This is a genomic window from Geodermatophilus sp. URMC 64, from assembly GCF_053502555.1.
Genome location: NZ_CP199955.1, coordinates 1,759,122 through 1,781,174 on the forward strand (window position 1 = coordinate 1,759,122; position 22,053 = coordinate 1,781,174).

26 protein-coding genes and 1 pseudogene are annotated in these 22,053 nt (G+C 73.6%); 12 read left to right on the top strand and 15 right to left on the bottom strand.

Annotated features, from left to right (window positions below; genetic code table 11):
* Positions 1 to 3: 3 nt before the first annotated feature.
* The 3 genes and pseudogenes from ACWIYF_RS08655 to ACWIYF_RS08665 form a co-directional block, all read right to left on the bottom strand.
* On the bottom strand, positions 4 to 309 hold the full coding sequence (locus ACWIYF_RS08655; protein ID WP_448628734.1) for a LytR C-terminal domain-containing protein: 306 nt from the start codon (positions 307 to 309) through the stop codon (positions 4 to 6).
* On the bottom strand, positions 290 to 904 hold the full coding sequence (locus tag ACWIYF_RS08660) for a pentapeptide repeat-containing protein (RefSeq protein ID WP_448628735.1): 615 nt from the start codon (positions 902 to 904) through the stop codon (positions 290 to 292). Before ACWIYF_RS08660 ends, ACWIYF_RS08655 begins: the two co-directional genes overlap by 20 nt.
* Positions 904 to 1,965: pseudogene (locus ACWIYF_RS08665) on the bottom strand (lytic transglycosylase domain-containing protein); the annotation flags it as partial. The gene ACWIYF_RS08660 and the pseudogene ACWIYF_RS08665, both read right to left, overlap by 1 nt.
* On the opposite strand from ACWIYF_RS08665, the gene ACWIYF_RS08670 reads away from it, so the two are divergent.
* The 8 genes from ACWIYF_RS08670 (at position 1,892) to ACWIYF_RS08705 (ending at position 8,252) form a co-directional block, all read left to right on the top strand.
* The gene (locus ACWIYF_RS08670) at positions 1,892 to 2,335 is read left to right on the top strand and encodes a hypothetical protein (protein ID WP_448628809.1); all 444 of its coding nucleotides are present in this window, start codon (positions 1,892 to 1,894) and stop codon (positions 2,333 to 2,335) included. The pseudogene ACWIYF_RS08665 and the gene ACWIYF_RS08670 overlap by 74 nt on opposite strands.
* Positions 2,305 to 4,458 carry an esterase/lipase family protein gene (locus ACWIYF_RS08675; RefSeq protein ID WP_448627714.1) on the top strand — a complete coding sequence of 718 codons (2,154 nt, stop codon included), beginning with the start codon at positions 2,305 to 2,307 and terminating at the stop codon, positions 4,456 to 4,458. The genes ACWIYF_RS08670 and ACWIYF_RS08675 overlap by 31 nt, the downstream gene beginning before the upstream one ends.
* Before the next feature lie 17 nt (positions 4,459 to 4,475).
* The gene (locus ACWIYF_RS08680; RefSeq protein ID WP_448627715.1) at positions 4,476 to 5,039 is read left to right on the top strand and encodes a hypothetical protein; all 564 of its coding nucleotides are present in this window, start codon (positions 4,476 to 4,478) and stop codon (positions 5,037 to 5,039) included.
* Between the two features lie 87 nt (positions 5,040 to 5,126).
* Complete coding sequence (nthB, locus tag ACWIYF_RS08685) at positions 5,127 to 5,804, top strand: nitrile hydratase subunit beta (protein WP_448627716.1); 678 nt, start codon at positions 5,127 to 5,129, stop codon at positions 5,802 to 5,804.
* Between the two features lie 30 nt (positions 5,805 to 5,834).
* Positions 5,835 to 6,467: a nitrile hydratase subunit alpha gene (gene nthA / locus ACWIYF_RS08690; RefSeq protein WP_448627717.1), complete on the top strand. Its 633-nt coding sequence runs from the start codon at positions 5,835 to 5,837 to the stop codon at positions 6,465 to 6,467.
* The gene (locus ACWIYF_RS08695; RefSeq protein ID WP_448627718.1) at positions 6,464 to 6,880 is read left to right on the top strand and encodes a nitrile hydratase accessory protein; all 417 of its coding nucleotides are present in this window, start codon (positions 6,464 to 6,466) and stop codon (positions 6,878 to 6,880) included. Before nthA ends, ACWIYF_RS08695 begins: the two co-directional genes overlap by 4 nt.
* Before the next feature lie 117 nt (positions 6,881 to 6,997).
* Positions 6,998 to 7,252: a hypothetical protein gene (locus tag ACWIYF_RS08700; RefSeq protein ID WP_448627719.1), complete on the top strand. Its 255-nt coding sequence runs from the start codon at positions 6,998 to 7,000 to the stop codon at positions 7,250 to 7,252.
* A gap of 46 nt (positions 7,253 to 7,298) precedes the next feature.
* Entirely contained in the window at positions 7,299 to 8,252 is a 954-nt protein-coding gene (locus ACWIYF_RS08705; RefSeq protein ID WP_448627720.1) for a D-2-hydroxyacid dehydrogenase family protein, read from the top strand.
* Positions 8,253 to 8,255: 3 nt separating this feature from the next.
* Here ACWIYF_RS08705 and ACWIYF_RS08710 read toward each other — a convergent pair whose 3' ends face one another.
* The 5 genes from ACWIYF_RS08710 to ACWIYF_RS08730 form a co-directional block, all read right to left on the bottom strand.
* Entirely contained in the window at positions 8,256 to 8,672 is a 417-nt protein-coding gene (locus tag ACWIYF_RS08710; protein ID WP_448627721.1) for a PIN domain-containing protein, read from the bottom strand.
* Positions 8,669 to 8,914: a FitA-like ribbon-helix-helix domain-containing protein gene (locus ACWIYF_RS08715; protein ID WP_448627722.1), complete on the bottom strand. Its 246-nt coding sequence runs from the start codon at positions 8,912 to 8,914 to the stop codon at positions 8,669 to 8,671. Before ACWIYF_RS08715 ends, ACWIYF_RS08710 begins: the two co-directional genes overlap by 4 nt.
* Positions 8,915 to 9,319: 405 nt before the next feature.
* The gene (locus ACWIYF_RS08720; RefSeq protein WP_448627723.1) at positions 9,320 to 9,910 is read right to left on the bottom strand and encodes a hypothetical protein; all 591 of its coding nucleotides are present in this window, start codon (positions 9,908 to 9,910) and stop codon (positions 9,320 to 9,322) included.
* Positions 9,911 to 9,977: 67 nt separating this feature from the next.
* Positions 9,978 to 10,244, bottom strand: a complete 267-nt coding sequence (locus ACWIYF_RS08725) for a hypothetical protein (protein ID WP_448627724.1) — start codon at positions 10,242 to 10,244, stop codon at positions 9,978 to 9,980.
* On the bottom strand, positions 10,241 to 11,008 hold the full coding sequence (locus ACWIYF_RS08730; RefSeq protein WP_448627725.1) for a ParA family protein: 768 nt from the start codon (positions 11,006 to 11,008) through the stop codon (positions 10,241 to 10,243). The genes ACWIYF_RS08725 and ACWIYF_RS08730 overlap by 4 nt, the downstream gene beginning before the upstream one ends.
* A 161-nt stretch (positions 11,009 to 11,169) precedes the next feature.
* On the opposite strand from ACWIYF_RS08730, the gene ACWIYF_RS08735 reads away from it, so the two are divergent.
* The 3 genes from ACWIYF_RS08735 (at position 11,170) to ACWIYF_RS08745 (ending at position 13,603) form a co-directional block, all read left to right on the top strand.
* Positions 11,170 to 12,423, top strand: coding sequence for a plasmid pRiA4b ORF-3 family protein (locus ACWIYF_RS08735; RefSeq protein ID WP_448627726.1), 1,254 nt, complete (start codon positions 11,170 to 11,172; stop codon positions 12,421 to 12,423).
* Between the two features lie 92 nt (positions 12,424 to 12,515).
* Complete coding sequence (locus ACWIYF_RS08740) at positions 12,516 to 12,800, top strand: hypothetical protein (RefSeq protein WP_448627727.1); 285 nt, start codon at positions 12,516 to 12,518, stop codon at positions 12,798 to 12,800.
* A gap of 269 nt (positions 12,801 to 13,069) precedes the next feature.
* Complete coding sequence (locus tag ACWIYF_RS08745; RefSeq protein WP_448627728.1) at positions 13,070 to 13,603, top strand: hypothetical protein; 534 nt, start codon at positions 13,070 to 13,072, stop codon at positions 13,601 to 13,603.
* Positions 13,604 to 13,718: 115 nt separating this feature from the next.
* Here ACWIYF_RS08745 and ACWIYF_RS08750 read toward each other — a convergent pair whose 3' ends face one another.
* Both ACWIYF_RS08750 and ACWIYF_RS08755 read right to left on the bottom strand, forming a co-directional pair.
* The gene (locus ACWIYF_RS08750) at positions 13,719 to 14,318 is read right to left on the bottom strand and encodes a TetR/AcrR family transcriptional regulator (protein ID WP_448627729.1); all 600 of its coding nucleotides are present in this window, start codon (positions 14,316 to 14,318) and stop codon (positions 13,719 to 13,721) included.
* Positions 14,315 to 15,835, bottom strand: coding sequence for a DHA2 family efflux MFS transporter permease subunit (locus ACWIYF_RS08755; RefSeq protein ID WP_448627730.1), 1,521 nt, complete (start codon positions 15,833 to 15,835; stop codon positions 14,315 to 14,317). Before ACWIYF_RS08755 ends, ACWIYF_RS08750 begins: the two co-directional genes overlap by 4 nt.
* A gap of 151 nt (positions 15,836 to 15,986) precedes the next feature.
* Between ACWIYF_RS08755 and ACWIYF_RS08760 the strand changes: the two genes are divergently transcribed.
* Positions 15,987 to 16,301, top strand: a complete 315-nt coding sequence (locus tag ACWIYF_RS08760) for a DUF3303 domain-containing protein (RefSeq protein WP_448627731.1) — start codon at positions 15,987 to 15,989, stop codon at positions 16,299 to 16,301.
* Positions 16,302 to 16,307: 6 nt separating this feature from the next.
* On the opposite strand, the gene ACWIYF_RS08765 is transcribed toward ACWIYF_RS08760, so the two are convergent.
* Genes ACWIYF_RS08765 through ACWIYF_RS08785 form a run of 5 tightly spaced genes read right to left on the bottom strand, consistent with a single transcriptional unit; the run spans position 16,308 to position 21,988 of the window.
* A complete protein-coding gene (locus ACWIYF_RS08765; protein WP_448627732.1) occupies positions 16,308 to 16,772 on the bottom strand; it encodes a nuclear transport factor 2 family protein in 465 nt (154 codons plus the stop codon).
* On the bottom strand, positions 16,769 to 18,169 hold the full coding sequence (locus ACWIYF_RS08770; RefSeq protein ID WP_448627733.1) for an oxamate carbamoyltransferase subunit AllG family protein: 1,401 nt from the start codon (positions 18,167 to 18,169) through the stop codon (positions 16,769 to 16,771). Before ACWIYF_RS08770 ends, ACWIYF_RS08765 begins: the two co-directional genes overlap by 4 nt.
* Complete coding sequence (locus tag ACWIYF_RS08775) at positions 18,166 to 19,719, bottom strand: lyase family protein (protein WP_448627734.1); 1,554 nt, start codon at positions 19,717 to 19,719, stop codon at positions 18,166 to 18,168. The genes ACWIYF_RS08770 and ACWIYF_RS08775 overlap by 4 nt, the downstream gene beginning before the upstream one ends.
* Complete coding sequence (locus ACWIYF_RS08780) at positions 19,707 to 20,645, bottom strand: 1-aminocyclopropane-1-carboxylate deaminase/D-cysteine desulfhydrase (protein ID WP_448627735.1); 939 nt, start codon at positions 20,643 to 20,645, stop codon at positions 19,707 to 19,709. Before ACWIYF_RS08780 ends, ACWIYF_RS08775 begins: the two co-directional genes overlap by 13 nt.
* Positions 20,642 to 21,988: a class-II fumarase/aspartase family protein gene (locus ACWIYF_RS08785; RefSeq protein WP_448627736.1), complete on the bottom strand. Its 1,347-nt coding sequence runs from the start codon at positions 21,986 to 21,988 to the stop codon at positions 20,642 to 20,644. Before ACWIYF_RS08785 ends, ACWIYF_RS08780 begins: the two co-directional genes overlap by 4 nt.
* Between the last annotated feature and the right edge of the window lie 65 nt (positions 21,989 to 22,053).

Consider the following 22,053-nt stretch of genomic DNA (forward strand, 5'->3'; position numbering starts at 1 on the left):
GGATCAGCCGGCCGGCTCACAGTCGGGCGCCGGGAGGCCCGCGAACTGCTCGAGCGAGACCAGGAGCGACTCGAGGCCATCGGGGCCGAGGACGACGGTGACGTGCGGGACGTCGGCGGCCTGCAGGAGGTCCGCGGCACCCAGCGCCTCCGCGAGCAGCGAGGCCTGCTCCTGCTCGGCGGCGGGGTAGGCGATCGCGCTGGCTGTGGCGTCGCCGGTCGTCGTGACCGTGCCGACCACCACGCCGGGGACCGCGAGGAGGTCGGCGGCCTCGTCGGCCACCGCCGGATCACCGGTCGTGTTCAGGATGTCGACGACGACCGACGCCTCGGGGGGGACCGGGCAGGACTCTCCGGTGGGCGTTGGCGTAGGCGTCGGGGACGCCTCCGGCGTGGTGGTGTCCGCGGCGGCCGGTGTCGACGTGGGAGCCGGAGACGTGGAGGTCGGGGTCGGCTCCGGTGTCGTGGGCTCCGGGGAAGTGGGCTCTGGCGAAGTCGACTCGGGGGAAGTCGGCTCGGGGGAAGTCGGCTCGGGGGAGGTCGGCTCCGGAGAAGTTGGCTCGGGTGTCGTGGGTTCCGGTGTCGTCGTCTCCGGGGGAGTGGTCGGCGGTGTCGTCGGGGTGACTGCCGGCTCGGGAGGGGGCGGCGGGGTCGTCTCGGGTGCCGGGGCCTGCGCCGGGGGAGCGGCGGCCGACTGCTCGATCGCCGGCGGCTCCGGGGGAGCGGCCGGCGGCACCGGCGCCGGCGCCGATTCGATGACCGTCGGCGGGAGAACCGGCGGCTCGATCCCGGCGTACGTCGCGGCCAGGCGCAGCACGAGGGCCACGTAGCTGCTCGAGTGGTTGTACGCGAACACCGCACGGGCCATGCCTGCCGTCGAGGACAGGTCCCCGCCGGCCCGGCAGAGGTACGCGGTGGCCGCGGCGGCCGCGTCGTAGATGTTGAACGGGTCCTCGCGGCCGTCGCCGTTACCGTCGCGGGCGAACGTCCGCCACGTCGACGGGATGAACTGCATCGGTCCCACGGCGCGGTCGTGCACCGTGTCGCCGTCCAGCCGGCCGCCGTCGGTGTCCGTGATCAGCGCGGTGCCGACGCCGTCGAGCGCGATGCCCACGATCGGCGGCGCGGACAGCCCGTCGGTGTGCAGGACCGCCCCGGCGAAGCGGCCGTGGTTGGACTCCACCCGGCCGATCGCCGCGAGCAGCGGCCAGCCGATACCGCAGCCGCTCGGGGCGCCCTCGGCCGCGCGCGTGTAGGCGTCGAGCGCGGTGGCGGGGATGCCGCTGGCGGTCAGCGCCGACGCGAGGGCGGTGTCCACCGCGACGGACCGGGTCTCCGGTTCGGGGGCGGGTGCGGGCTCCGGCGCCGGTGGAGGAGGCGGCTGCGCCGGAGGGACGGGAGCGTCGCCGGGCGCACCCTCCGGAGGAGCCAGAGTGGGTGGCATCGGCACCGAGGAGGGCGCGCTGCTCGCCGCTTCGGCGTGGGACCACGACACGTCGGCCCACGACGCAGAGGGCGTGCCGACGGCGGGGGCGAGCTGCTGCGGGAACACCAGCAGGGCGGCAGCCGTGAGGCCTGCGGTCGCGGCGGCCGACGTGAACCTGGCGTGCCGAACGGCCATCGGGCGCTCCCCATGCTGGAGGCTGGCGGGCGCGCCGCCGTCCGCGCGCCTTCCACTGCCCTCCATACCAGTGCGAGCAGGGCGGACGTTCAGACCGCCCACGCCATCCAGCGACACCCCGGCGTGCCGCTGACCCTCCGCATCGGGTCGAGCATCGCTGCTGGAGGCCGGCACGCGGTAACCGAGGCACGCACGGACGTCTGGTGCTCCAGCGGTCGGAGGTCTTCGATGGCCCGAAGCGCGGAAGACATCGTGCCGGCCGGGGGGAACCATGGCTGTCCGGCGAGGTCTGTGGGCGGGGAAGCGCGGTGTCCTGATCGGCGTCCTGGCCGTGCTGCTGATCATCGCCGGAGCGTCCGCGTGGTGGTTCTGGAGTAATTCCGGTGACAGCGGCAGCGCCGGGCCGACGCCGGCCGCGGCCCCGCGCCTGACCCAGCCGCAGGCGGATGAGCTGGCCGCACAGCTGGGCGACCCGGAACCCGCACGGGTCGCGGAGGCGTTGACGGAGGACGCCGCCGCGGCCTTCCTGGAGTCACCCGCGCCGCTGGTGCCTCCCGGCGCCACATTGACCATCGACGCGGCGTCCTTCACACAGACCGGCGACGTCGACGCAGTGGTGGCCGCCACCGTGAGCGGCGCGCAGTCCGCCGAGCTCGTCCTCTACCTGGGCCTGGAGGCGGGGGAATGGCACGTGATCAGCAGTTCGACCGTGTGAGCCACGCGCTCGCCGCCGTGCTGGGCCTCCTCCTGGTCGCCGCCGTGCTGGCCGGTACCCGCCCGGCGGTCGCGGCGTCCTGCGACACCGGCGGTCTGGGCCGTCAGGTCCCGGTGCTCCTCGTGCACGGCTTCCGCTCGAAGGGCGAGCACTGGAACAAGGAGCTGTATCCCCGCGGCAAGGAGCTGCCGGGCGCCCCGAACACGTTCGTCGTCCCGCCTTTCGACTACCACGGGCAGAGCACCCAGTGGATCCAGAACAACCCGGACAGCATGGCCGCGCTCGAGCTGGCCGAGCACATCGAGTGCCTGGCGAAGGCCTCCACGGACGCCGGCGGGCCGGGGAAGGTCGCTCTGGTCGGCCATTCCATGGGCGGCCTGCTGATCCGGTGCGCACTGACGCCCAGTTGCTCACACGGTCCCGACGTGGCGGCCGCCGCCGGACAGGTCGTCACCATCGGGACGCCGAACCTCGGCAGCATCCTGCGTCCCGGCCCCGAGGCCTCCGAGGCCGAGAACCTGTTCGGCCGGACCGTTCAGGCCGTGTGCGCGGCGAAGCGAGCCGGTGTTCACCTGTCCCTCAAGCTGGAGGTCTTGATCCGGGTCAGTGCCTGGGCCGGCCGGCCGCTGTGCCAACTCGTCGACGAGCTCTTCAACAGCTCTGCCGGTCAGGCGTTCGTCGAGTCGAAGGGCGAACCGGCGGGCAAGCTCGCGGACCTCCCGCAGTGGCCGGCCGGCGTGCACGTCCGCACCCTGGCCGCGGACATCCGGTTCACCTACCAGGTGGTCCTCTGGCAGCTGCCCGTGTACAGCGTCGGCGATGCCGTCGTCGGCCTCGATTCGGCTCGCTACGGCGCATCGAACGAGCAGCAGGACCCGCTCGGCGGCTCGCGCGTGGTGGACTGCGGTGCGATCGTCCTCAACGCCGTGTCGCTGCCCCCCACGTGCACGCACGTCACCGAGACGAGCGACGCGCGGTTCGCCGCGATGGTCGCCGAGGCCATCCGCGCTTGGATCCCGACCGTGGTCGACCCCTGTTCCGGGAACGAGGCCTTTGCCGCCGTCGCGGAGTTCACAGCTCCGGACCTGAACGCCGACGGCACCTTCGGGGGGTACGAGCTGCGCGGTTGCGCCGACGACTACGTGGTCGGCGTCGGGCTGCCGGTGGCGCGAACGGACTGGACCTACCTCGTCCTCAAGCGGCTGGCATCGGGCTGGGGCGAGCTCCAGCGGTTCCCGGTGGGATTGACGTGCGGCGAGTCCGGCCTGCCCGACGCGGTGGACGAGCTGATCGGGTGCGTGCCCACCGCGCCGACGGCACCCCCGCTCCCGGACGGCGCGATCGCGCTGCACGAACTGCTCCTCGGCTCCGGGGGTGACGGCCCCTCTGGAGAACCCGTGGACGCACTGGTGGCCGGTGCCGAGGCTGCCGACTCCACCACGCAGTGGGTGGGCTGCTCCGGCAGCACGGCCTGGGCCGAGTACCCCCTCGGCGGTCGGACGCGGCTGACCGCGCTCCTGGGTCCGCGGGACTTCGCCCCGGCCGACCTCGTCACGACCGTGCGAGTCCTCGTGGACGGCGACACGGTCGACCGGCTCACCGTGGACCGGAACGGCGTCGACGTCGACCTGACGCTGCCGGCCGGGGACGTCCTGAGGTTCGAGGCGCAGCTGGAGTCCGGTACCTGTGTCGACGTCCCCGAGGGCTTTCTGGCCTGGGGGAACGGGGCGCTGTCCGGTGGTGCTTCCGAACCGGAGTCGGAGCCGGTGACGGTCGAGGTCGACTCCCGGGCCGGGTGGGTGCAGGCTCCCGTCGTCCTGGAAGCCGGCCGGCGGTACGCCGTCCGCGTCTCGGGCTCCTGGACGGTGGACTACCGGAACTTCGCGGAGGTGGGCCCGGCCGGGTACGACGCTGCCACGGACGCGACCATCTACCCGGGCTGTCGGGACTGGCCGTATCCGTACGGGACCTTGCTCGGCCGCGTGGGAACCGACGGGGGCGTCGTGCCGGTCGGCGACTCCATCTCCTCGGCCACCGGCGGACCGCTCTTCCTGCGCATCAACGACGCCGACAGCTGCCTGGTCGACAACCAGGGGGCGCTGACGGTCGTTCTCGAGTCATGACCGGCCACCGGGGAAGCGTGGCGGGGAAGTCGGCCGCCGTCCTCGCCGTCTGCCTCCTGCTCGCCGGCTGTGGCCCGACCGAAAGCGCTCCGAGCGCACCGACCCCGACCGACTGGCGCAACACCACGTACACGGTGACCTGCGACGGCGTCGACCCGGACGGCTTCCGGGCCACCCTGGAGGACGGCGTCGCGCGGGTACCCGCCGACACGAAGTCCGGCTACGACCACTACGACGTCGCCTACGAGTCCGAGGCCGGCGGGGACGTCGACGGCGACGGCACACCGGACACCGTCGTCCTGCTGCAGTGCTCGCCGCAGCCGTCGAACGGCGTCCTCCAGGAGGTGCACGTCTTCGCCGCCGACGGCGACGAGCTCGGCGTCCTGCCCAGCCCGCGCGCGCTGCGCAAGGACACGATCCTGGCCCCGCTGTACGACCCGGACGGGCTGTCGGTGGAGGACGGCGACGTCGTCGCCCGGATGCACGCCTATGGGCCGAACGACAGCCACGCGAGCGGACCCTCCGTACCCCTCACCGTGCGCTGGCGCTGGGACGGCGAGAAGTTCGTCCGGCTCCCCTGACCGGCATCTGGACATCGCTCCGCCCTCGGGTGTCTGCTGACCCCACCACCCCCGTTGGTCGCCGTGCTCCGAGCGGAGGAGAAGCGGATGAACGGTGTGCACGATCTCGGCGGCACGGACGGGCTGGGTCCCGTCGTCGTCGAGAAGGACGAACCGGTCTGGCACGCGGACTGGGAGAAGGTCTGCTTCGCCCTGTTCCCGACCAACGCCGTCAAGGGTTACTTCGGCGTCGACGAGTTCCGCTACGGCATCGAGCAGATGCACCCCGCGGAGTACCTGCTCTCGCCGTACTACGAGCACTGGCTGCACACGGCCACGCACTACACGGTGAAGGCCGGCGTCATCGACCCCGACGAGCTCGAGCGGCGCACGCAGTACTACCTCGACAACCCCGACGCCCCGGTGCCGGAGAAGCGGGACCCCGAGCTGGCCGCGTTCATGGAGACGCTGGTCCGCCAGGGCGTGCCGGCCCGCCGCGAGTCCGACAAGCCGGCGAAGTTCGCCGTCGGCGACCGGGTCCGCATCAAGGACGACAGCCCGTTCGGCCACACCCGCCGGGCGCGCTACATCCGCGGCCGAACCGGCACCATCGAGGCCGCGCACGGCACCTTCATCTACCCCGACAGCGCCGGCAACGGCCAGGGCGACGACCCCCAGCACGTCTACACCGTCGTCTTCCGCGCCACCGACCTGTGGGGCGAGCACGGCGACCCGAACTCGACGGTGACGTTCGACGTCTGGGAGCCCTACCTCGAGAAGGCCTGATCCACTCCACAACGCCTGAGGAGAAGCCGGATGACCACCGAGACCCCGCTGCCGATCCCCAAGGCCGCGCAGCGCTCCGAGGAGGAGATCGCGGCCCGCGTCAAGGCGCTCGAGTCGATGCTGATCGAGCAGGGCGTCATGACCACCGACGCGATCGACCGCCTCGCCGAGATCTACGAGAACGAGGTGGGCCCCCACCACGGGGCCCGCGTCGTCGCCAAGGCGTGGACCGACCCGGAGTACAAGGCGCGCCTGCTGGCCAACGCGACCGAGGCCTGCCAGGAGCTCGGCATCGGCGGGCTGCAGGGCGAGGACATGATCGCCGTGGAGAACACCGACACGGTGCACAACGTCATCGTCTGCACGCTGTGCTCCTGCTACCCGTGGCCGGTGCTCGGGCTGCCGCCGAACTGGTACAAGGCGCCGCCGTACCGCGCGCGGATGGTCCGCGAGCCCCGCCGGGTGCTGCGCGAGGACTTCGGGCTCGACGTCCCCGAGTCGGTGGAGATCCGGGTGTGGGACTCCAGCGCCGAGCTGCGCTACTTCGTCCTGCCGCAGCGGCCGGCCGGGACGGAGAACCTGAACGAGGAGCAGCTCGCCGAGCTGGTCACCCGTGACTCGCTGATCGGCGTCGGCCAGCCGCTGGCGCCTTCGCGCGCGTGACGTCGCGGGACGACCGCGAGGCCGCCCGGCGCCGGGTCGAGCACCTGCTCCTGGAGCTCCCGCACCAGGAGCAGATCCGGCCCGAGGACGGCGACGTCGCGTTCGAGACGGCGTGGGAGATCCGCGCGTTCGCCCTCGCGCTGGCCGCGCACCAGAGCGGTCAGTACGACTGGCCGGAGTTCCAGCAGGCGCTGATCGCGGCCATCCGAGCGTGGGAGGACGCCGGCACCGGTGAGGAGTGGCGCTACTACGACCGGTGGCTGGAGGCGCTGGAGACCCTGCTCGCCGAGCGGGGGCTGCTCGACCCGGCGGAGCTCGACGAGCGCACCCGGGTGGTGCTGACGACGCCGCGCGACATGCACCACCAGCGGGCGAAGCGGGAGCCGGTCGCCGTCGACGCCGCGCGCCGATAGCTCTCCACGCCGCCCGCCGGGGAGCCGCGAGTGACGACGGTGGTCGCGTGGTACACCGATCACCGCCGTCCACGCCGTTCGACTTGAGGCTCTCAAGTCGAACGTCGATACCGATGCATGGCCAGCGGCACGACCGAGGTCGTCCAGGGACGCGTTTCCGTCGAGCAGCGCGTCACGCCCGCGCGCTGCCCGCAGTGCGTCATCACCCTGTCGCTCGACGACGAGCGACCACGGATCGGGTGGCTCCTGTGGGACGTCCACGTGCGGACGCACGCCCGCATCGGGATCGCGATCCGCTTCGAGTGCCCGAACGGCCACTGCAGTGACGACGACCCGGCCCTGCTCAAGGTCTTCCCCTCCCGCCGGTTCTGAGGCCGGCCGGCTCGGCTTCAGGCCAGGCATGCGGTAGGACGGCGACGTGCATCGGATCGCCGTCCTCGACGACTACCAGTACGTGGCCGCGAGCTACGCCGACTGGTCGCGGCTGCGCGAGCCGGTCGAGGTGGTGGAGTTCGCCGACCACGTCGACGATGTCGACACCCTGGTCCGGCGGCTGCAGCCGTTCGACGTCATCGTGGCGATGCGCGAGCGGACGCCGTTCCCGCGCGCTCTGCTCGAGCGGCTGCCGAACCTGAAGCTGCTGGTCACCACCGGCGGGACCAACAAGTCGATCGACGTCGCGGCCGCTGCCGAGCGCGGCGTGGTCGTGTGCGGCACGGGTGCGCACCCGTCGGGGACGGCGGAGCTCACCTGGGCGCTGATCCTCGCCGTCGCCCGGCACGTGCCGCAGGAGGACGCTGCCGTGCGCGCCGGCGGCTGGCAGCAGACGGTCGGCCTCGACCTGGCCGGCGGGACGCTGGGTGTGATCGGGTTGGGCCGGCTCGGGTCACGTGTCGCCGGGATCGGCCAGGCCTTCGGCATGGACGTCGTCGCGTGGAGCCAGAACCTCACCGACGAGCGCGCCGCCGAGGTCGGGGTGCGCCGGGTGTCGAAGGAGGAACTGCTCTCGTCTGCGGACGTCGTCACGATCCATCTGCAGCTGTCGGACCGGACCCGCGGGCTGATCGGGCGCGCGGAGCTGTCGCTGATGAAGCCGACGGCGATCCTGGTCAACACCTCGCGCGGCCCGATCGTCGACGAGCAGGCGCTGGTCGAGGCGCTGCGTGGCGGCGCGATCCACGGCGCCGGGGTGGACGTGTTCGACCAGGAACCGCTGCCGAGGCACCACCCGCTGCGGGAGCTGCGCCGCGCCGTCCTCACCCCGCACCTCGGCTACGTCACCGAGAAGACCTACGAGGTCTTCTACCGCGACGCCGTCGACGACGTCGCCGCCTGGCTGGCGGGTGAGCCGATCCGCGTCGTGACCGCGTGAGAGTCAGGCCGACCAGGGATCGACGAGCTCGACGCCGGTCCCGGCGAAGTCTCTGGCGTTGCGGGTCGCGAGCCGCGCCCGACGAACGAGGCAGATGGCAGCGATCTGTGCATCGAGAGCGGCGATGGGATGACCGGCCCGTTCGCGTGCCTCGGCGATGTCGCCGTACGCGCGCGCCGCAGCAGTGTCGAACGGAAACACTTGGGCGGGAAACGCGTCCAGCACGTCTTCGGCGAGTTGCCGCAGCTCGGCAGCACGGCGCCCCTCGGGCAGGCGTGCGAGGCCGAACCCGATCTCCGCGAGGGTGATCGCGGTCGTCGCCAAGGATCCTGGGGCCTGACCTCGGAGCCAGGCCACCACCGGTGGCGCCGGCGACGGTCGCATCAGCTCGGACACCACGTTCGTGTCGACGACGATCATGCGGAGAAGTCGGCCGCTCGCGCAGGTGACGTGCGTGGCGGGACCGCCAGGTCGACCCCGCCGTACTCGGCGAAGCGATCGAGCAGGGTGACGAAGAGATCGGCGGTCGGCTCGTCCTCCCGAACCGCGGCCGTCAGGATCGCGCGGATCTCGGCCTCCATCGAGCGACCGTTGCGCGCGGCGCGCACCCGAAGCATCTCGCGCACGTCCTCGTCGAGCCCACGCACACTGATCGCCGCCACCGTCCCACCTCCTGCTAGCAATGCTAGCGTCCTGTTCGCGACGCGGCGTCCCTCCCGGTGCCCGCGGCGAGCGTAGGGGACAACCAGGCGGCTGGAGAGCGGACGCGGTGATCTGTGGGCGACGGGCGATCCGGCCGGCGACTTGGGGCAATGGAGGCGGTGCTCACCAACCCACGCTCGCGTCCGGATGATCACACTGGCCTGGCGTGCACTGCCGCGGTCATCGTGCGCAACCGGGTCGTCGCTCGACCGTCTCGTCTCGGCTCGGCGACAGCCGCTGACCCGTTCCCCCTGCTGAGCCGCTCGCCGCCCCGCCGCTGGAAGATCCACCGGATGGGTCATGACGTTGCGGCGCCGCCCTCGCTCACCCCGCCGCTGGGGTGAGCCGGAAGGGCGGGGGCTCGATCAGGCCTCGTCGTCCTCGGCCCATCGGACCGGCACGAGCGGGTCCAGGTCGTCCTCCGGGAAGCCGAGCTGCTGCCGGATGCGGCGTCGCGAGCGCAGCAGGAGGAGCGCGCGGTAGTCGTCGTCGGCAGGGGGCCGGGCTTCCGGTGGGAGCAGGCGGGACGTTCCCATGGCCAGCCAGCGATGGGTCTGCTTCAGGTCGCCCGTGATCTCGTAGTTCTCCGCCATGAACACGTAGACGTCGGCGCTCGTCGGAGCCGCACGCCGGACCTCGTCGGCGATGCGGTCGGCCTCGTCCCGTAGGCCCGCGCGCAGCAGTGCCAGGTGCAGGTAGCAGCGGGCGTCCGGCTCGACGTGCCCCGGAGCGGCGACCGCGCGGCGGTGCATCTGCAGTGCGGCGTCATCGTCGCCAGCAGCGGCGAGATGCCACGCGGCTGCGTTCAGGAACTCCGCAGGAGTGACGTCGTCGTCCTGCGGGTGCGGCTCCTCTGCCCAGGTGACCAGCGTCTGCGCCGCCGCGCGGTGCGCCTTTGGGGTCCGGGCGGAGAACTCCAGCCGCTCGATGTCGTCATAGCTGAGCGGACCGCGCACGGAAGCACCGTAGGGCCTCACTCGCAGGGTAACGCGTGCCGACCAGCCATCTGCCGATGAAGAGCGCTCAGCGTTTGAGGCCGCTCAGCTGGATCCGTAGCGGACCCGCGCTGACGAGCAGACCGGCTCCGCGCTCCGGCGCGGCCGCGACCTTCGGTCGGGCCCAGCGCAGCGGCGTCACCTGCATCTCGAACGTCGGATTGCGACGCTCCGCCGGCACTGTGGCCGGCTCCGATGGCGCCTCCGCCGGCTCTGCAGGCGTCACCGGGATCGGCGCGGCGGTCCGGAGATCGGCCAGGAGTTCGTCCTGCAGCGAGCTGCGGCGGGTCGTCATGCGGGGATCCTCTCGGCGGCGGCGAGCACCTCGTCGGCGAGCGCCGCGTACGCGGACCCCGCCGGGCTGGCCGGGCTGGACAGGGTGATCGGGCGCTTGGCCAGCGTGCTGGTGACCACACGGCGCGACATCGGCACCCGGGTCTCGAAGATCGGCAACCCGGTGCCCTCCAGCGCGCCGGCGACCTCGCGGGCCGCCCGCCCGCGCTGGTCCCACAGCACGCAGGCAGCACCGGTCAGGACGGCGGAGGTGTTCTCGTACGCCTGGTGCTGCTGGACGAAGGCGGCGACCCGCAGGACCCCGATCGCCGAGCCCGGGTCGTTCGTGAACACGGCCAGCACCGAGTCGGCGGCGGCGACCGCTGCGAGCGTCAGGCCACCGAGGTCCCCGCGGGTGTCGAGCACGACGTGGTCGTAGTCGGCGAGCAGTGGTCGCAGCGCCCGCCGGACGCTCGTGGTCAGCCCGCCTGCCGCGGCCAGTTGGGCGGCGACGGTCTCGAGCACCGGATGAGCCGGGATCACGTCGAGCCCTGGGGCGACGTCGTGCCGGACGACGGCGCGCGGGTCCGCGGTCGGATCCTCGAGCAGGCCGGCGAGGCTGTCGTCCGCCGTCTTCGCGACCACCCCGAAGGCCCGCCCGAGGCTGTCCTGCGGATCGACGTCCACGGCGAGGACGCGGCCGTGCCGGGTCAGGGCGACGGCGAGGTTGGCCGCCGTCGTCGTCTTCCCCACGCCGCCCTTCGAGGAGCACACCGCCAGGCGCATGGCGGGAAGTGTGACGGAATGCGGCCCTCGCCCCGGGTAGGCGTGCCGGGTCGGCGGTGACGGTGCTCACGCATCGCACCGAGCCCACCGGCCTCACCGGTTCGTCGCCGCAAGTCGTAGCGGAGCGCTCACTCGGTTGCGGGCTGGCAGGCTCGGCAGGCATGAGACCCGAGGTCGCCGACGTCGTCGCCCGGCTCCGCGGATCGCGCCGCGCGGAGCTGCTCCGGGTGGTGAAGGACGCTGGACTCGACGGCGAGCCGCCGGCTCCCGAGCCGGACGTCGTCACTCCGTACCTCTGGTTGCTCGGCCGGATCGGCACCGGCATTCGGCTCACCCCGGCCGGCTTCCTGCCGACGGCGGTCGTGGAGGAGGCGATGCGGGCCCTCGGCTGGATCGACGACTGGCCCGGTAAGCGGTACCGCGAGGACCTGACCGCCCCGGTCCTCGACCTCCGGGAGTCGGCCCGGCAGCTCGGGCTCGTGCGTGTGTACCGGCAGGAACTGCGCCGCACGACCGTGGGCACCCGGCTGCTCGACGACCCGGTGGGTCTGTGGCGGCACATCGCGACGCACCTGCCGATCGGGCGCGGCCAACCCGAGCGGGACGCCGGCCTGCTCTGGCTGCTCGCGGTCGCCGCCGGCCGGCGCCGTCCCGACGTCGCCGTCGCGCAGGGCATGGCGGTGCTCGGCTGGGTCGAGGGCCGCACCGGCCGGCCGCTCGACGACTTCGCGGCGAGCCTGGCAGCGCGCGACACCTGGGCGGTCTTCTCCCGACTGGGGTTGCTCGGCCGGCGGGCCCTCGACGAGGAGCCGACCGCTTCGGCGGTCGCGCTGGCCCGCGCCGCCCTGCTGCACGAGGAGCCGCCGCAGCGGGCGAAGTCCGTGCCGGCCGTCGAGCTGACAATCACGCTCAAGGGCGTCGAGCCGCCGGTCTGGCGGCGGGTCGCCGTCCCCGCGCGGACGACGTTGGAGCAGCTGCACGGCCTGCTCCAGGCAGCCCTGGGCTGGGAGGACCGCCACCTGTGGCAGTTCGAGGTGGACGGCGTCGCGTACGGCGACCTCGAGGACGCCGACGACGAGCTCGCCGACCCCCGGAAGCTCACCGTCGGGTCGCTCGCCGACGGCACGGTGTTCAGCTACGAATACGACTTCGGCGACGGCTGGGAGCACGACGTCCGGCTCGAGCGCCACGCCACCGCGGCCGCTCCCGCCTGCCTGGACGGGGCCCGCGCCTGCCCACCCGAGGACTGCGGCGGCCCGCACGGCTACCGGCGCCTGCTCGAGGTGCTCACCGATCCGAGGCATCCCGAGCACGCCGACCTCGCCGACTGGCTCGGCGGCCCGTTCGACGCCGAGGCCTTCTACCCGGCCGCCGCGACCAGCGCGATGCAGCGGGCGGCACGCCGCCGCCGCTGACCCTGGGGACTTGAGGAGGTCCAGCGCGGAGGGGGCGTCCCGTCGCGCGTCCTCCGGAGCAGCAGCCGGATCGTTGCCGTCGGGTTGGGGACGTGCGTGCGGAGCTGCAGCGGCCGCGAGCGGTCGCTGGCCGCCGACATAGGGCGGCCGACCAGAACCAGCTCAGCAGGGAGCGACGGCGTCGATGCGACGCAGGTCAGTTCACCGAGGAAGGGAAGGCAGCGGCTTTCCGCCTCGAGCACGCCCGGCAATTGCACCGCCAGACCAAGGCGCTCCAGTCCATCAAGAACTACGTTGCGATCTGGTTCTGGTACTCGGTGGCTGCAGCCGTCTTCTTCATCGTCTCGCCGATGATGGCTGCGAGTAGCGGCTACTGAATCCGGTGACGAAGCGCCGTACGGACTTCACCGCCGACGCGCCTCGGCGAGATGGCGGTAGTGAGCTTTCTGTGACCGCTGGGAGGCCTGCGCCGTCTCCGGGACGAATTCGTCCGGAAAGTCGCGGCTCTCGCCCTCCGTGTGTCACCTTGGCCGCGACGGGGGTTCGCCGATGCAGCGGTCGGCGCTTGTAAACCGCCTCCGCAGATCACCGACAGGACACGCACGTGACGCACCCGCCCTACGGCTCGCCGCCCCCCGGAGAGCCCATGCCCGGACAGCCCTACCCGCCCATGCAGAGCGGGCAACCGGCCTTCCCCCCTCCGCAGCCTCCGCAGAAGAAGTCGGGATGGAAGAACCCCTGGGTGTGGGTCGCCCTGCTGGCGATCGTGGTCATCGGTGGCACCCTCGCCGGCCGCGGGAAGGACTCCACGGACACCAACACGGCCGCCGCTCCGACGACTGCCTCCACGACGACCGCCGAACCTCCGGCGAGCGTAGCCCCGCAGCCTCTCGCGCCCACGCAGGCGACAACCCCGCCGCCGGCCGCGCCCACCTCGGCCGGTGTCGACTTCCCGATGCCGGACGTCGTCGGCATGGATCTGCAATCAGCGCAGGACCTCATCCAGACGTTCGGGGTCTTCTTCAGCGTCTCGCACGACCTGCGCGGGTCGCGTCTGCAGGCGATCGACTCCAACTGGATCGTCTGCACGCAGAACATTCCCGCGGGTCAACAGGTGACCGGGGACGCCGAGGGGAAGATCGACTTGGGCGTCGTCAAGCGCGACGAGACCTGCCCCTGAGCGGAAGATCGCCGAACGGGGCGACGGTGCCCCGGTCGACTTCGGCCGGGGCACCGTCCGTTCTGGGCGGAACTGGTTGCCTAGACCTGGGACTCCGGCATGCCGGGAGAGAAGGTCAGCGGCCGGAGGAGCCGAACCAGTCGACGTCTTCCAGCAGGGCGAGCGCGTCGTCCAGCCGGGTGCGGAACGAGTGCAGGTCGCCGAAGTCCGTGGCGCCCAGGGCCGCGCCGGCGATGACCCCCATGCAGGCCCCGACCAGCGCCATCACCGCGGGGTCGTCGGCGGGCCGGCCGGCCGACTCGGCCAGGGCGATCCGCGACTGGTCCGACACCGCCAGCAGGTTCTCCAGCGACCGCGCCCGCAGCGCCGGCTCGCGCCGCACCAGAGCGGCCCGCGCCGCGCTCAGCTCCCACGCGTCCTCCGGCACGACGGCCAGCGTCCCGGCGAGGATCTCCCGAAGCGTCCGGACGGGCTTCGGCGACCTGCCGGCCTGCCGGAACGCCTCGACGAAGAGGTCGTCGTACTCGTCCTGGACGACGACGTCCTCCTTGGTGGCGAAGTAGCGGAAGAAGGTGCTCGGCGAGATCTCCGCGGCGGCGGCGATCTGGTCGACCGTCGTCCCCGCGTAGCCCTGCTCGCCGAAGAGACGCATCGCGTGCTCCTGGATCGCCCAGCGCGTCTTCGCCTTCTTCCGCTCGCGCAGCCCCTCCGTCATGCCGCGATTGTCACCGACTCCCGATCGGCGGACGGCGACGAACCGCGGGCCGGCAGCCGCAGCGCCGCCACCAGCGCACCGGCCACCGCCACCGCCGCGGTCACCAGGAGGACGACGGTCATCGCGTGCACGTACGCCGCGGACACCGACGCCGCCAGCGCCGGGTTGCCCTGCGCGACCGCCATCCCCGCGGTCACCGACTCCTGCGCCGCCTCGGCCGCGGGCGCGGGCAGCCCCGTGAGGTCGAGCCGGCCGGTGTAGGCGGCGCTGGCCAGGCTGCCGAGCACGGCCACGCCCAGCGCGCCGCCGACCTGCCGCAGCGCCATGGTGAGCGCGGTCCCCGATCCGCTGTGCTCCTCCGGCACCTCGTCGAGGACCGCGTCCATCGCCGGGGTGATGGTCAGCCCGAGCCCGGCGCCGGTCAGCCCGAGCCAGCCGGCCATCAGCGCGTACGGCGTCCCGACCTCGAGCGTCGCGCCGGCCCAGACCAGCGCCGCGGCGATGACCAGCAGCCCGGCGGCCACCGGCACGCGCGCGCCCAGCCCCACGGTCAGCCGCTCGCCGGCCTTCGCGCCGACGACCAGGCCGAGGATCAGCGGCAGCAGCCGCAGCCCGGTGCCCAGCGGGTCGAACCCGCGCACCGACTGCAGGTACAGCGGCACCACGAACAGCAGGCCGAGCATCGCGAACATCGCCACCGTTGCGCTGACCGTGCCCCAGGTGAACCGCGGCCGGCTCAGCAGCGCCAGGTCGACCATCGGCGTCGCCGTCCGCCGCTCCCACGCGACGAACCCGGCGAGCAGCGCGATCCCCGCGAGCCCGGTGAGCACCACCGGCGCGCTCGTCCAGCCGCGCACGGGCGCTTCGACGACGGCATACACGAGCCCGACCAGCCCGGCGGTCGACAGCGCCGCACCCGGCAGGTCAAGGGCCGACGGCGAGGTCTCCCGGGACGCCGGCAGCAGGACGGCGACCCCAAGCGCGGCCACGACCCCGAGCGGCACGTTGATGAGGAAGACCGAGCCCCACCACACGTGCTGCAGCAGCCAGCCGCCGAGGATCGGCCCCAGCGGCAGACCGAGCCCGAGCGCCACGGTCACCGACGCGATCGCCTTCGGCCGCTCGTCCGCCTCGAAGATCGACGGCAGCACGGCCAGCGGCACGGTCATGATCACGGCGGCGCCGATGCCCATGACGGCGCGGGTGACGATCAGCCAGGTCGCCGTCCCGGAGTAGGCGGCGCCCAGCGAGCCGAGGGTGAAGATCGCGATCCCGGTGACCAGCACCGGTCGCCGGCCGAGCCGGTCGGCGACCGCGCCCGCCGGCAGCAGCAGGCCGGCCAGCACCAGGACGAAGGCGTCGACCGTCCACTGCAGCTGAGCGGTGGACGCGCCGAGGTCCGCGGCGAGGGTCGGCAGCGCGACGTTGAGGATCGTCGAGTCGAGCCCGACGAGGACGACGGCGAGCATCAGGGCGCCGAGCACCCACCACCGCCGCGGATCGGGGGAAGTCGTCATGGCGGACCCTCCTGACAGACGCTACGAATCGATAGCTTCTACAGAATGAGAGTCGCTGTCAGATTTGTCCAGAGGCGGTCGGATGGTCTTGCACGGCTCCGCGGTCCTCGACAGGGTGCCCTCGCTGAGCATCGGCCGAGGGGAGCAGACGATGAAGTACGTCGTGACCTGGCGGGAGCGTCCGACCGGTTCGGCCGCGGAGTACGAGGCCGCGCAGAAGCGCGTGCTGGAGGTCTTCGCGGGCTGGACGATGCCCGAGAGCCTCACCTTCCACCAGTTCCTGGTACGGGTCGGTGAGTTCGGCGGTTACGCGGTCATCGAGACCGACAGCCCGGGCGACCTCCACTACCTCTGCACGGTGTTCGCGGCGTTCGCCTTCACCGTCGAGCCGGTCCTGGACGTGATGGACGCCGTCGCCGCCGAGCAGCGCGCGATCGGGTACCGGGACGCGCTCGCCACGGGGTGAGGACGGCTACAGGCCGAGGTCGCTGAGCCCGGGGTGGTCGTCGGGGCGTCGGCCCTGCGGCCAGTGGTACAGCCGGTCGGCCTCGGTGATCGGCAGGTCGTTGATGCTGGCCAGCCGCCGGCGCATCAGGCCGTCCTCGTCGAACTCCCAGTTCTCGTTCCCGTACGAGCGGAACCAGTTGCCCGAGTCGTCGTGCCACTCGTAGGCGAACCGGACGGCGATGCGGTTGCCGGCGAACGCCCACAGCTCCTTGATCAGCCGGTACTCGAGCTCCTTGGCCCACTTGCGGGTGAGGAACTCGCGGATCGCCGCCCGCCCGGTGAAGAACTCGGAGCGGTTGCGCCACTGCGAGTGCTCCGAGTAGGCGAGCGCCACCTTCTCCGGGTCGCGGGAGTTCCAGCCGTCCTCGGCCAGGCGCACCTTCTGCACGGCGGAGTCGTGGTCGAACGGCGGGAGCGGCGGGCGGGTCATGACAGCCTCCTGTCCAGGCCGAGCAGTGCGGCGCGGAAACAGCCCAGCGGCGCCTCGGCGACCCCGGCGCCGATCTGCCCGCTGCCGTCGGAGTTGTGCAGGATCCCGGTGGTCACCTTCGGCGTGATCCCGTGCTCGACGACCCGGCGGACGTCGACCGCCACCGGCGTGCCGCGCCCGCCGGAGGCCGGCAGCAGGATCCGGCTCGACCGGCCCACGCACACCCGGTCCAGCTCCCGGGTCAGCGCCGCCGCCGCCTCCAGCCCGCCTACCAGCGAGCCCACGGACGGCGACCCCTCCGCCGCCGCGCCGCCGAGCCCCACCAGCTCGAGCACCGCGCTGTCGCCGATGTCCGGCGCCCCGTCGTCCGGACCCCGACCCGGGTGGAACAGCGCGCGGCCCACCGGAGGCGCCGGCGCGAGGAACCACGCCGAGCCTGGCAGCCGGACGCCGAACGTCGTCCCGTTGCGGGCCATCGTCGTCACCACCGATGAGCCGGGCACCCGACAGGCCCACTCGGTCAGCGCCCGCGCCGCGGCCATCGCCAGGGTCAGGAAGAGCAGGTGGTTGGCGGAGAGGAACCGCGCCACCTCGACCCGCCGGGGGTGATCCGCGGCCATCAGCCCCGGCAGCAGCACCTTCAGCAGCAGGTTGGTCGCGGCCTGGGTGCGCACGTGCACGTCGTCGCCCATCGCCACCCCCTGGGCGGCCAGCGACAGGACGTCGACCGGCTCCTCGGCCGCTGCCACCGCCGAGGCCAGCACCGGCGCCACCGCCTCCCGCAGCAGCACCAGCCGCGCGACGGCGCCATCCGTGTCCCTCCCGAACCACGGCACGTCGCCCGCGCCCTGGCCCAGCGGCGCCCAGGCGGTGACGTCGTCCAGCGCGACCACCCACACCGGCGTCGACGGACCCACCACCGCCGCCATCGGGACGACGCCGCCGGACTCGTTCGCCGGCCCCAGCCCGACCGACCCCGACGTGAGCAGTTCGTCGGCCTCGCCGACCGAGGACGCCCACCCCTCGGCGACCACCGCCGCCCGCATCGACCGCCGCAGCGGATCGCCCACCTGGTCGAACGGCAGGGCCGGGCCCGCGTGCCGCAGCGACCGCCCGGTCAGCCCCGGCACAACCTCGCCGGCCGGGCGGACGGCGGACAGCACCGGCACCCCGGTGTCCAGCCGGCGGAAGACCTCCGCGTTGGCCTCGTCGATCCGCTCGTTCAGCGGTCCGCAGAGCCGGCGCAGCGCGCGCAGCGCCTCGACGTCGCCCCCGGCCGGCACCCGCCAGTCGACCTGCACGGCAGGCCGGCCCTGCGCCCGCACCGCGTCGGCGAACAGCGGCAGCCCGACGTTGACCACGGCCACCTCGTCCGGCAGGACCACGTCGGTGCTCATGAGGATGCCCCCTCCGTTCCGGGCTTTCGGTACAGAAAGCCCGGAGGTTCTCCCGGGCTTTCTGTACCGAAAGCCCCGGTGGCCAGCGCGGTGGCCCGCTCGATGAGCGCCCGCTCCGCGCCGCGGAACCCCGCCCGCCGCTCCCGCGCCAGGGCCAGCCACCGCGCCGCCTCGGTGGCGCAGGCCGCTGCCATCGCCTCCACCACCGGCGGCGCCGCACCGCCGGCCGCCGTCCGCGTCTCGACGATCCGCCGCGGGTCGAGCACCTCGGTCAGGTCCCGCCCGGCCAGCCCGATCGGCGCGCCGGTGATCTCCGCGGCCGCGGCGTCGAGCATCGCCCCGGTCAGGTCGACGCCGCGCAGCCCCGCGGCCTGCGCCCTCCGGACCGCCCGGCCGACCACCTCGTAGGCGGTGCGGTAGTCGACGTCGCAGGTCTGCATCACGTACTCGGCGAGGTCGGTGGCCTGGCTGAAGCCCGACTCCAGCGCCGCGGCCATCCGGGCTGCGTTGACCGTCAGCGTCCGCACCACGCCCGCGGTCAGCCGGGTGGTGCGCAGCGCCAGGTCCAGCGCCCGCGGCACCTCGCCGTACGCGTAGATGAGGTTGTCGCTGCGCGCCGACGGGCTCTTCACCACCGCCAGGAAGCCGCTGACCCGGCCGATCAGCGTGCCCGACGCCCCGCGGACGATCGACAGCGCGTACGGGTTGCGCTTCTGCGGCATGAGCACGCTGGCCCGGCTGTACCCGTCGGCCAGCGTCACGTAGTCGAACTCCAGCGACGCCCAGATCTCCAGGTCCTCGGCGAGCTTGCTCTGCGTGCCCACCAGGCTGGCCACCACCGCGAGGACGTCGACCAGCCCGTCGGTCTGCCACATCGCGTCGCGGGTGTGCTCGATGACCCCGTCGAAGCCGAGCATCGTCGCGACCGGGCCGCGGTCGTCGAGCAGCCGGCTGCCGTTGACGCATCCCGCGCCGCCGGGGCTGGCGTTGATCCACGCCAGCGCCTCGACCAGCCGGCGCACGTCGCGCAGCACCGGATAGGCGAACGAGAGCAGGTAGTGCCCGAACGTCGAGGGCTGGGCGTGCTGCAGGTAGGTCTGGTCGGGCATCCAGGTGCGGCTGTGCCGCGCGCTCACCGCGGCGAGGACGTCGGCCAGCGCCGCGCCGGCCTCGATCAGGTCGACCACCTGGTCGCGCAGGTGCAGCCGCAGCGCGATCCGCACCGCCTCCCGCCGCGGGCGGCCGGCGTGCAGCCAGCCGGCGTCGGTGCCCAGCTGCGAGACGAAGTAGCGCTCCCGGCTGTTGTACGGCTCCCCGAACGCGGGGTCGTAAGGGAACTCGTCGGGCGCCGTGCGGTCGGCCTCGAGCAGCAGGCGCAGCAGCCGGCGGGCCGGCTCCTCGCGCACCACGCCGCGGGCGTGCAGGTCCAGCACGTGGGCCAGGTCGGCCCGGTTGAGCCCGGCGTGCAGCAGCGGCGCGTCGGCGTTCTCCAGGTGGAAGCCGGACTCGACCAGCTCCGGCGCCGGCCCGCCGAGACTCATCGCAGCCATCCCGCGACCGCGTCGAGCAGCCCGCCGGTGTGCCAGAACAGCGCCGGCCGGTCGCCGGCCACCGCGGGCAGCGCGGCCAGCGCCTTCGCCGTGTAGACCGGGTCGAGCACCAGCCCCTCGGTGCGCAGTGCGAGGTCCGCGGCGGCCGAACCCTCGGGGGAGGGCAGCGCGTGCCCCGGCCCGCGGACGTCGACGATCTCGACGTCCGCGGCGGACGGCGCCGGCTCCCCGTGCAGCGCCGCCACGTCCTGCGCGAGTCCCAGCACCCGGGCGGCGATCTCCTCCGGCGGCCGGCTCACCGACGCGCCGACCAGCCGCAGCGGCCGGCCGTGCGCCACGTTGCCCGCCACCAGCCCGGCCAGCGTGCCCCCGGACCCGGTCGGCACGACCACCACCAACGGGCCAAAGTGGCCACTTCGGCCATGAAGCTGGGGGAGCACCTCGTCGACGGCGTCCCGGTAGCCCGACGCCCCCACCGGGCTCGCCCCGCCCCGGGGGACGACGTAGGGACGGCGGCCCGCGGCGGCCAGCTCCGCGGCCACCGACGGCAGGCAGGCGTCGACGGACGCCCGGTCGGGGTCGCCGGTGAACCGCACCGTCGCGCCCCACGCCCGCGCCGCGGCCAGGTTCGGGTGCGCCGCCCCCGCCGACCCGGCGAGCACGAGCACGCACTCCATCCCGGCCCAGGCGGCCGCGGCCGTCGCCGCCTGCACGAAGTTGGAGCCGGGCACCCCACCGGTCACCAGGACGTCGGCGCCCGACCGCCGGGCCTCCTCCATCAGCGGCCCGAGCTGCCGGGCCTTGTTGCCGGCGACCGCGAACCCGGTGAGGTCGTCCCGCTTGACGAGCAGCGGCGCGGCCAGCCCCAGCGCCGCCCCGAGCCGGGGCGCCTCCACCAGCGGCGTGGGGAGCAGCGCCGGGGTCACGGAGCCTCCCGCGCCGCACGGCCACGGGCCACGACCAGGTCGACCATCTCGCCGACCGCGGCGACGTCGGGCTCCAGCGCCTTGACGTCCTCCTCGCCGAGCAGCCCGGCGTTGATCAGCGCCCGGCGCATCGGCCGCCCGGTGAGCCTGGCGTCGGCGAGCGCGGCCTGCAGCGCCTCCCGGGCGGCGTCCCGGCCCAGCCGCGGGGTGAGCAGGGTCAGCGCCTGCTCGCTGCCGGTGGAGTCGTCGAGGTTCCGGGCCATCGCCGCGGCGTCGACCTCCAGGCCGGCCAGCAGCTCGGCGCCCATCGCGCACGCGGTGGCCGTCAGCAGGCAGACCTCCGGCAGGGCCACCCACTCGGCCTTCCAGCTGCGCCCGTCGCGCTCGTGCACGCCCGACATCCCCTCGAGCAGCACCCCTGCCGACGCGCGGGTCAGCCGCGCCAGGGTGTCGAGGTGCTCGCTGCGCTCGGGGTTGCGCTTGTGCGGCATCGTGATGCTGCCGACCGTGCCCTCGGCCCGTGGCTCGCCCAGCTCACCGAGCTCCGGCCGCTGCAGCTCGAACACCTCGTTGCCGATCCGCGCCAGCGTCCCGGTCACCATCGCGAAGACCGCGCCGACCTCGGCGATCCGGTCGCGGGCGGTCAGCCACGAGATGCCGGGGTCGCCCAGCCCGAGCTCCGCGCAGAACCGGCGCCGCACCGCCAGCGCGCGCGGCCCCTGCCCGGCGAGGCTGCCGACCCCGCCGCCGAGCTGGCCGACCAGCCAGCGCGGCGAACCCTCACGCAGCCGGTCCAGGTGCCGCCGCAGCTCGTCGGCCCACGAGGCCGCCTTCCACCCGAAGGTGACCGGTGCGCCCGGCTGGCCGTGGGTGCGCCCGGCCATGAGCGTGTCCCGGTGCCGCTCGGCCAGCTCCAGGGCGGCGTCCTCGGCACGCAGCAGGTCGCGGCGCACCTCGCCGAGGACGGTGCGCAGCGCCGTCGCCGTCCACGTGTCGGTGAGGTCCTGCACCGTCGCGCCGACGTAGAGGTAGCGGTGCACGTCCTCGGGCAGCACCTCCCGCAGCGCGCGGATCAGCCCGAGCGTGCTGTGCCCGCTGGCCCGGGTCTCGGCGGCGACCAGCGGGAGGTCGAGCAGCTCGACCCGCGCCCGCATCGTGAGGACGTCGGCGGCCGGGCCGGGGACCAGCCCCTCCGCGGCCTGCGCCCGGGCGAGTGCGGCCAGCACGTCGAGCCAGCCCTGCAGCCGGCCGCGCTCCTCGAACACCGCGCGGACGGCGGGCGTGCCCCACAGGTGGGCGTACATCTCCGAGTCGGCGATCCGCGCCCCGCTCACCGTGCTCATGGTTCGCTCCCGCGGGGCGCTCCGCTCCTCGCTCGTTCCTCGCTGCGATGCTCACGCCCCTGTCC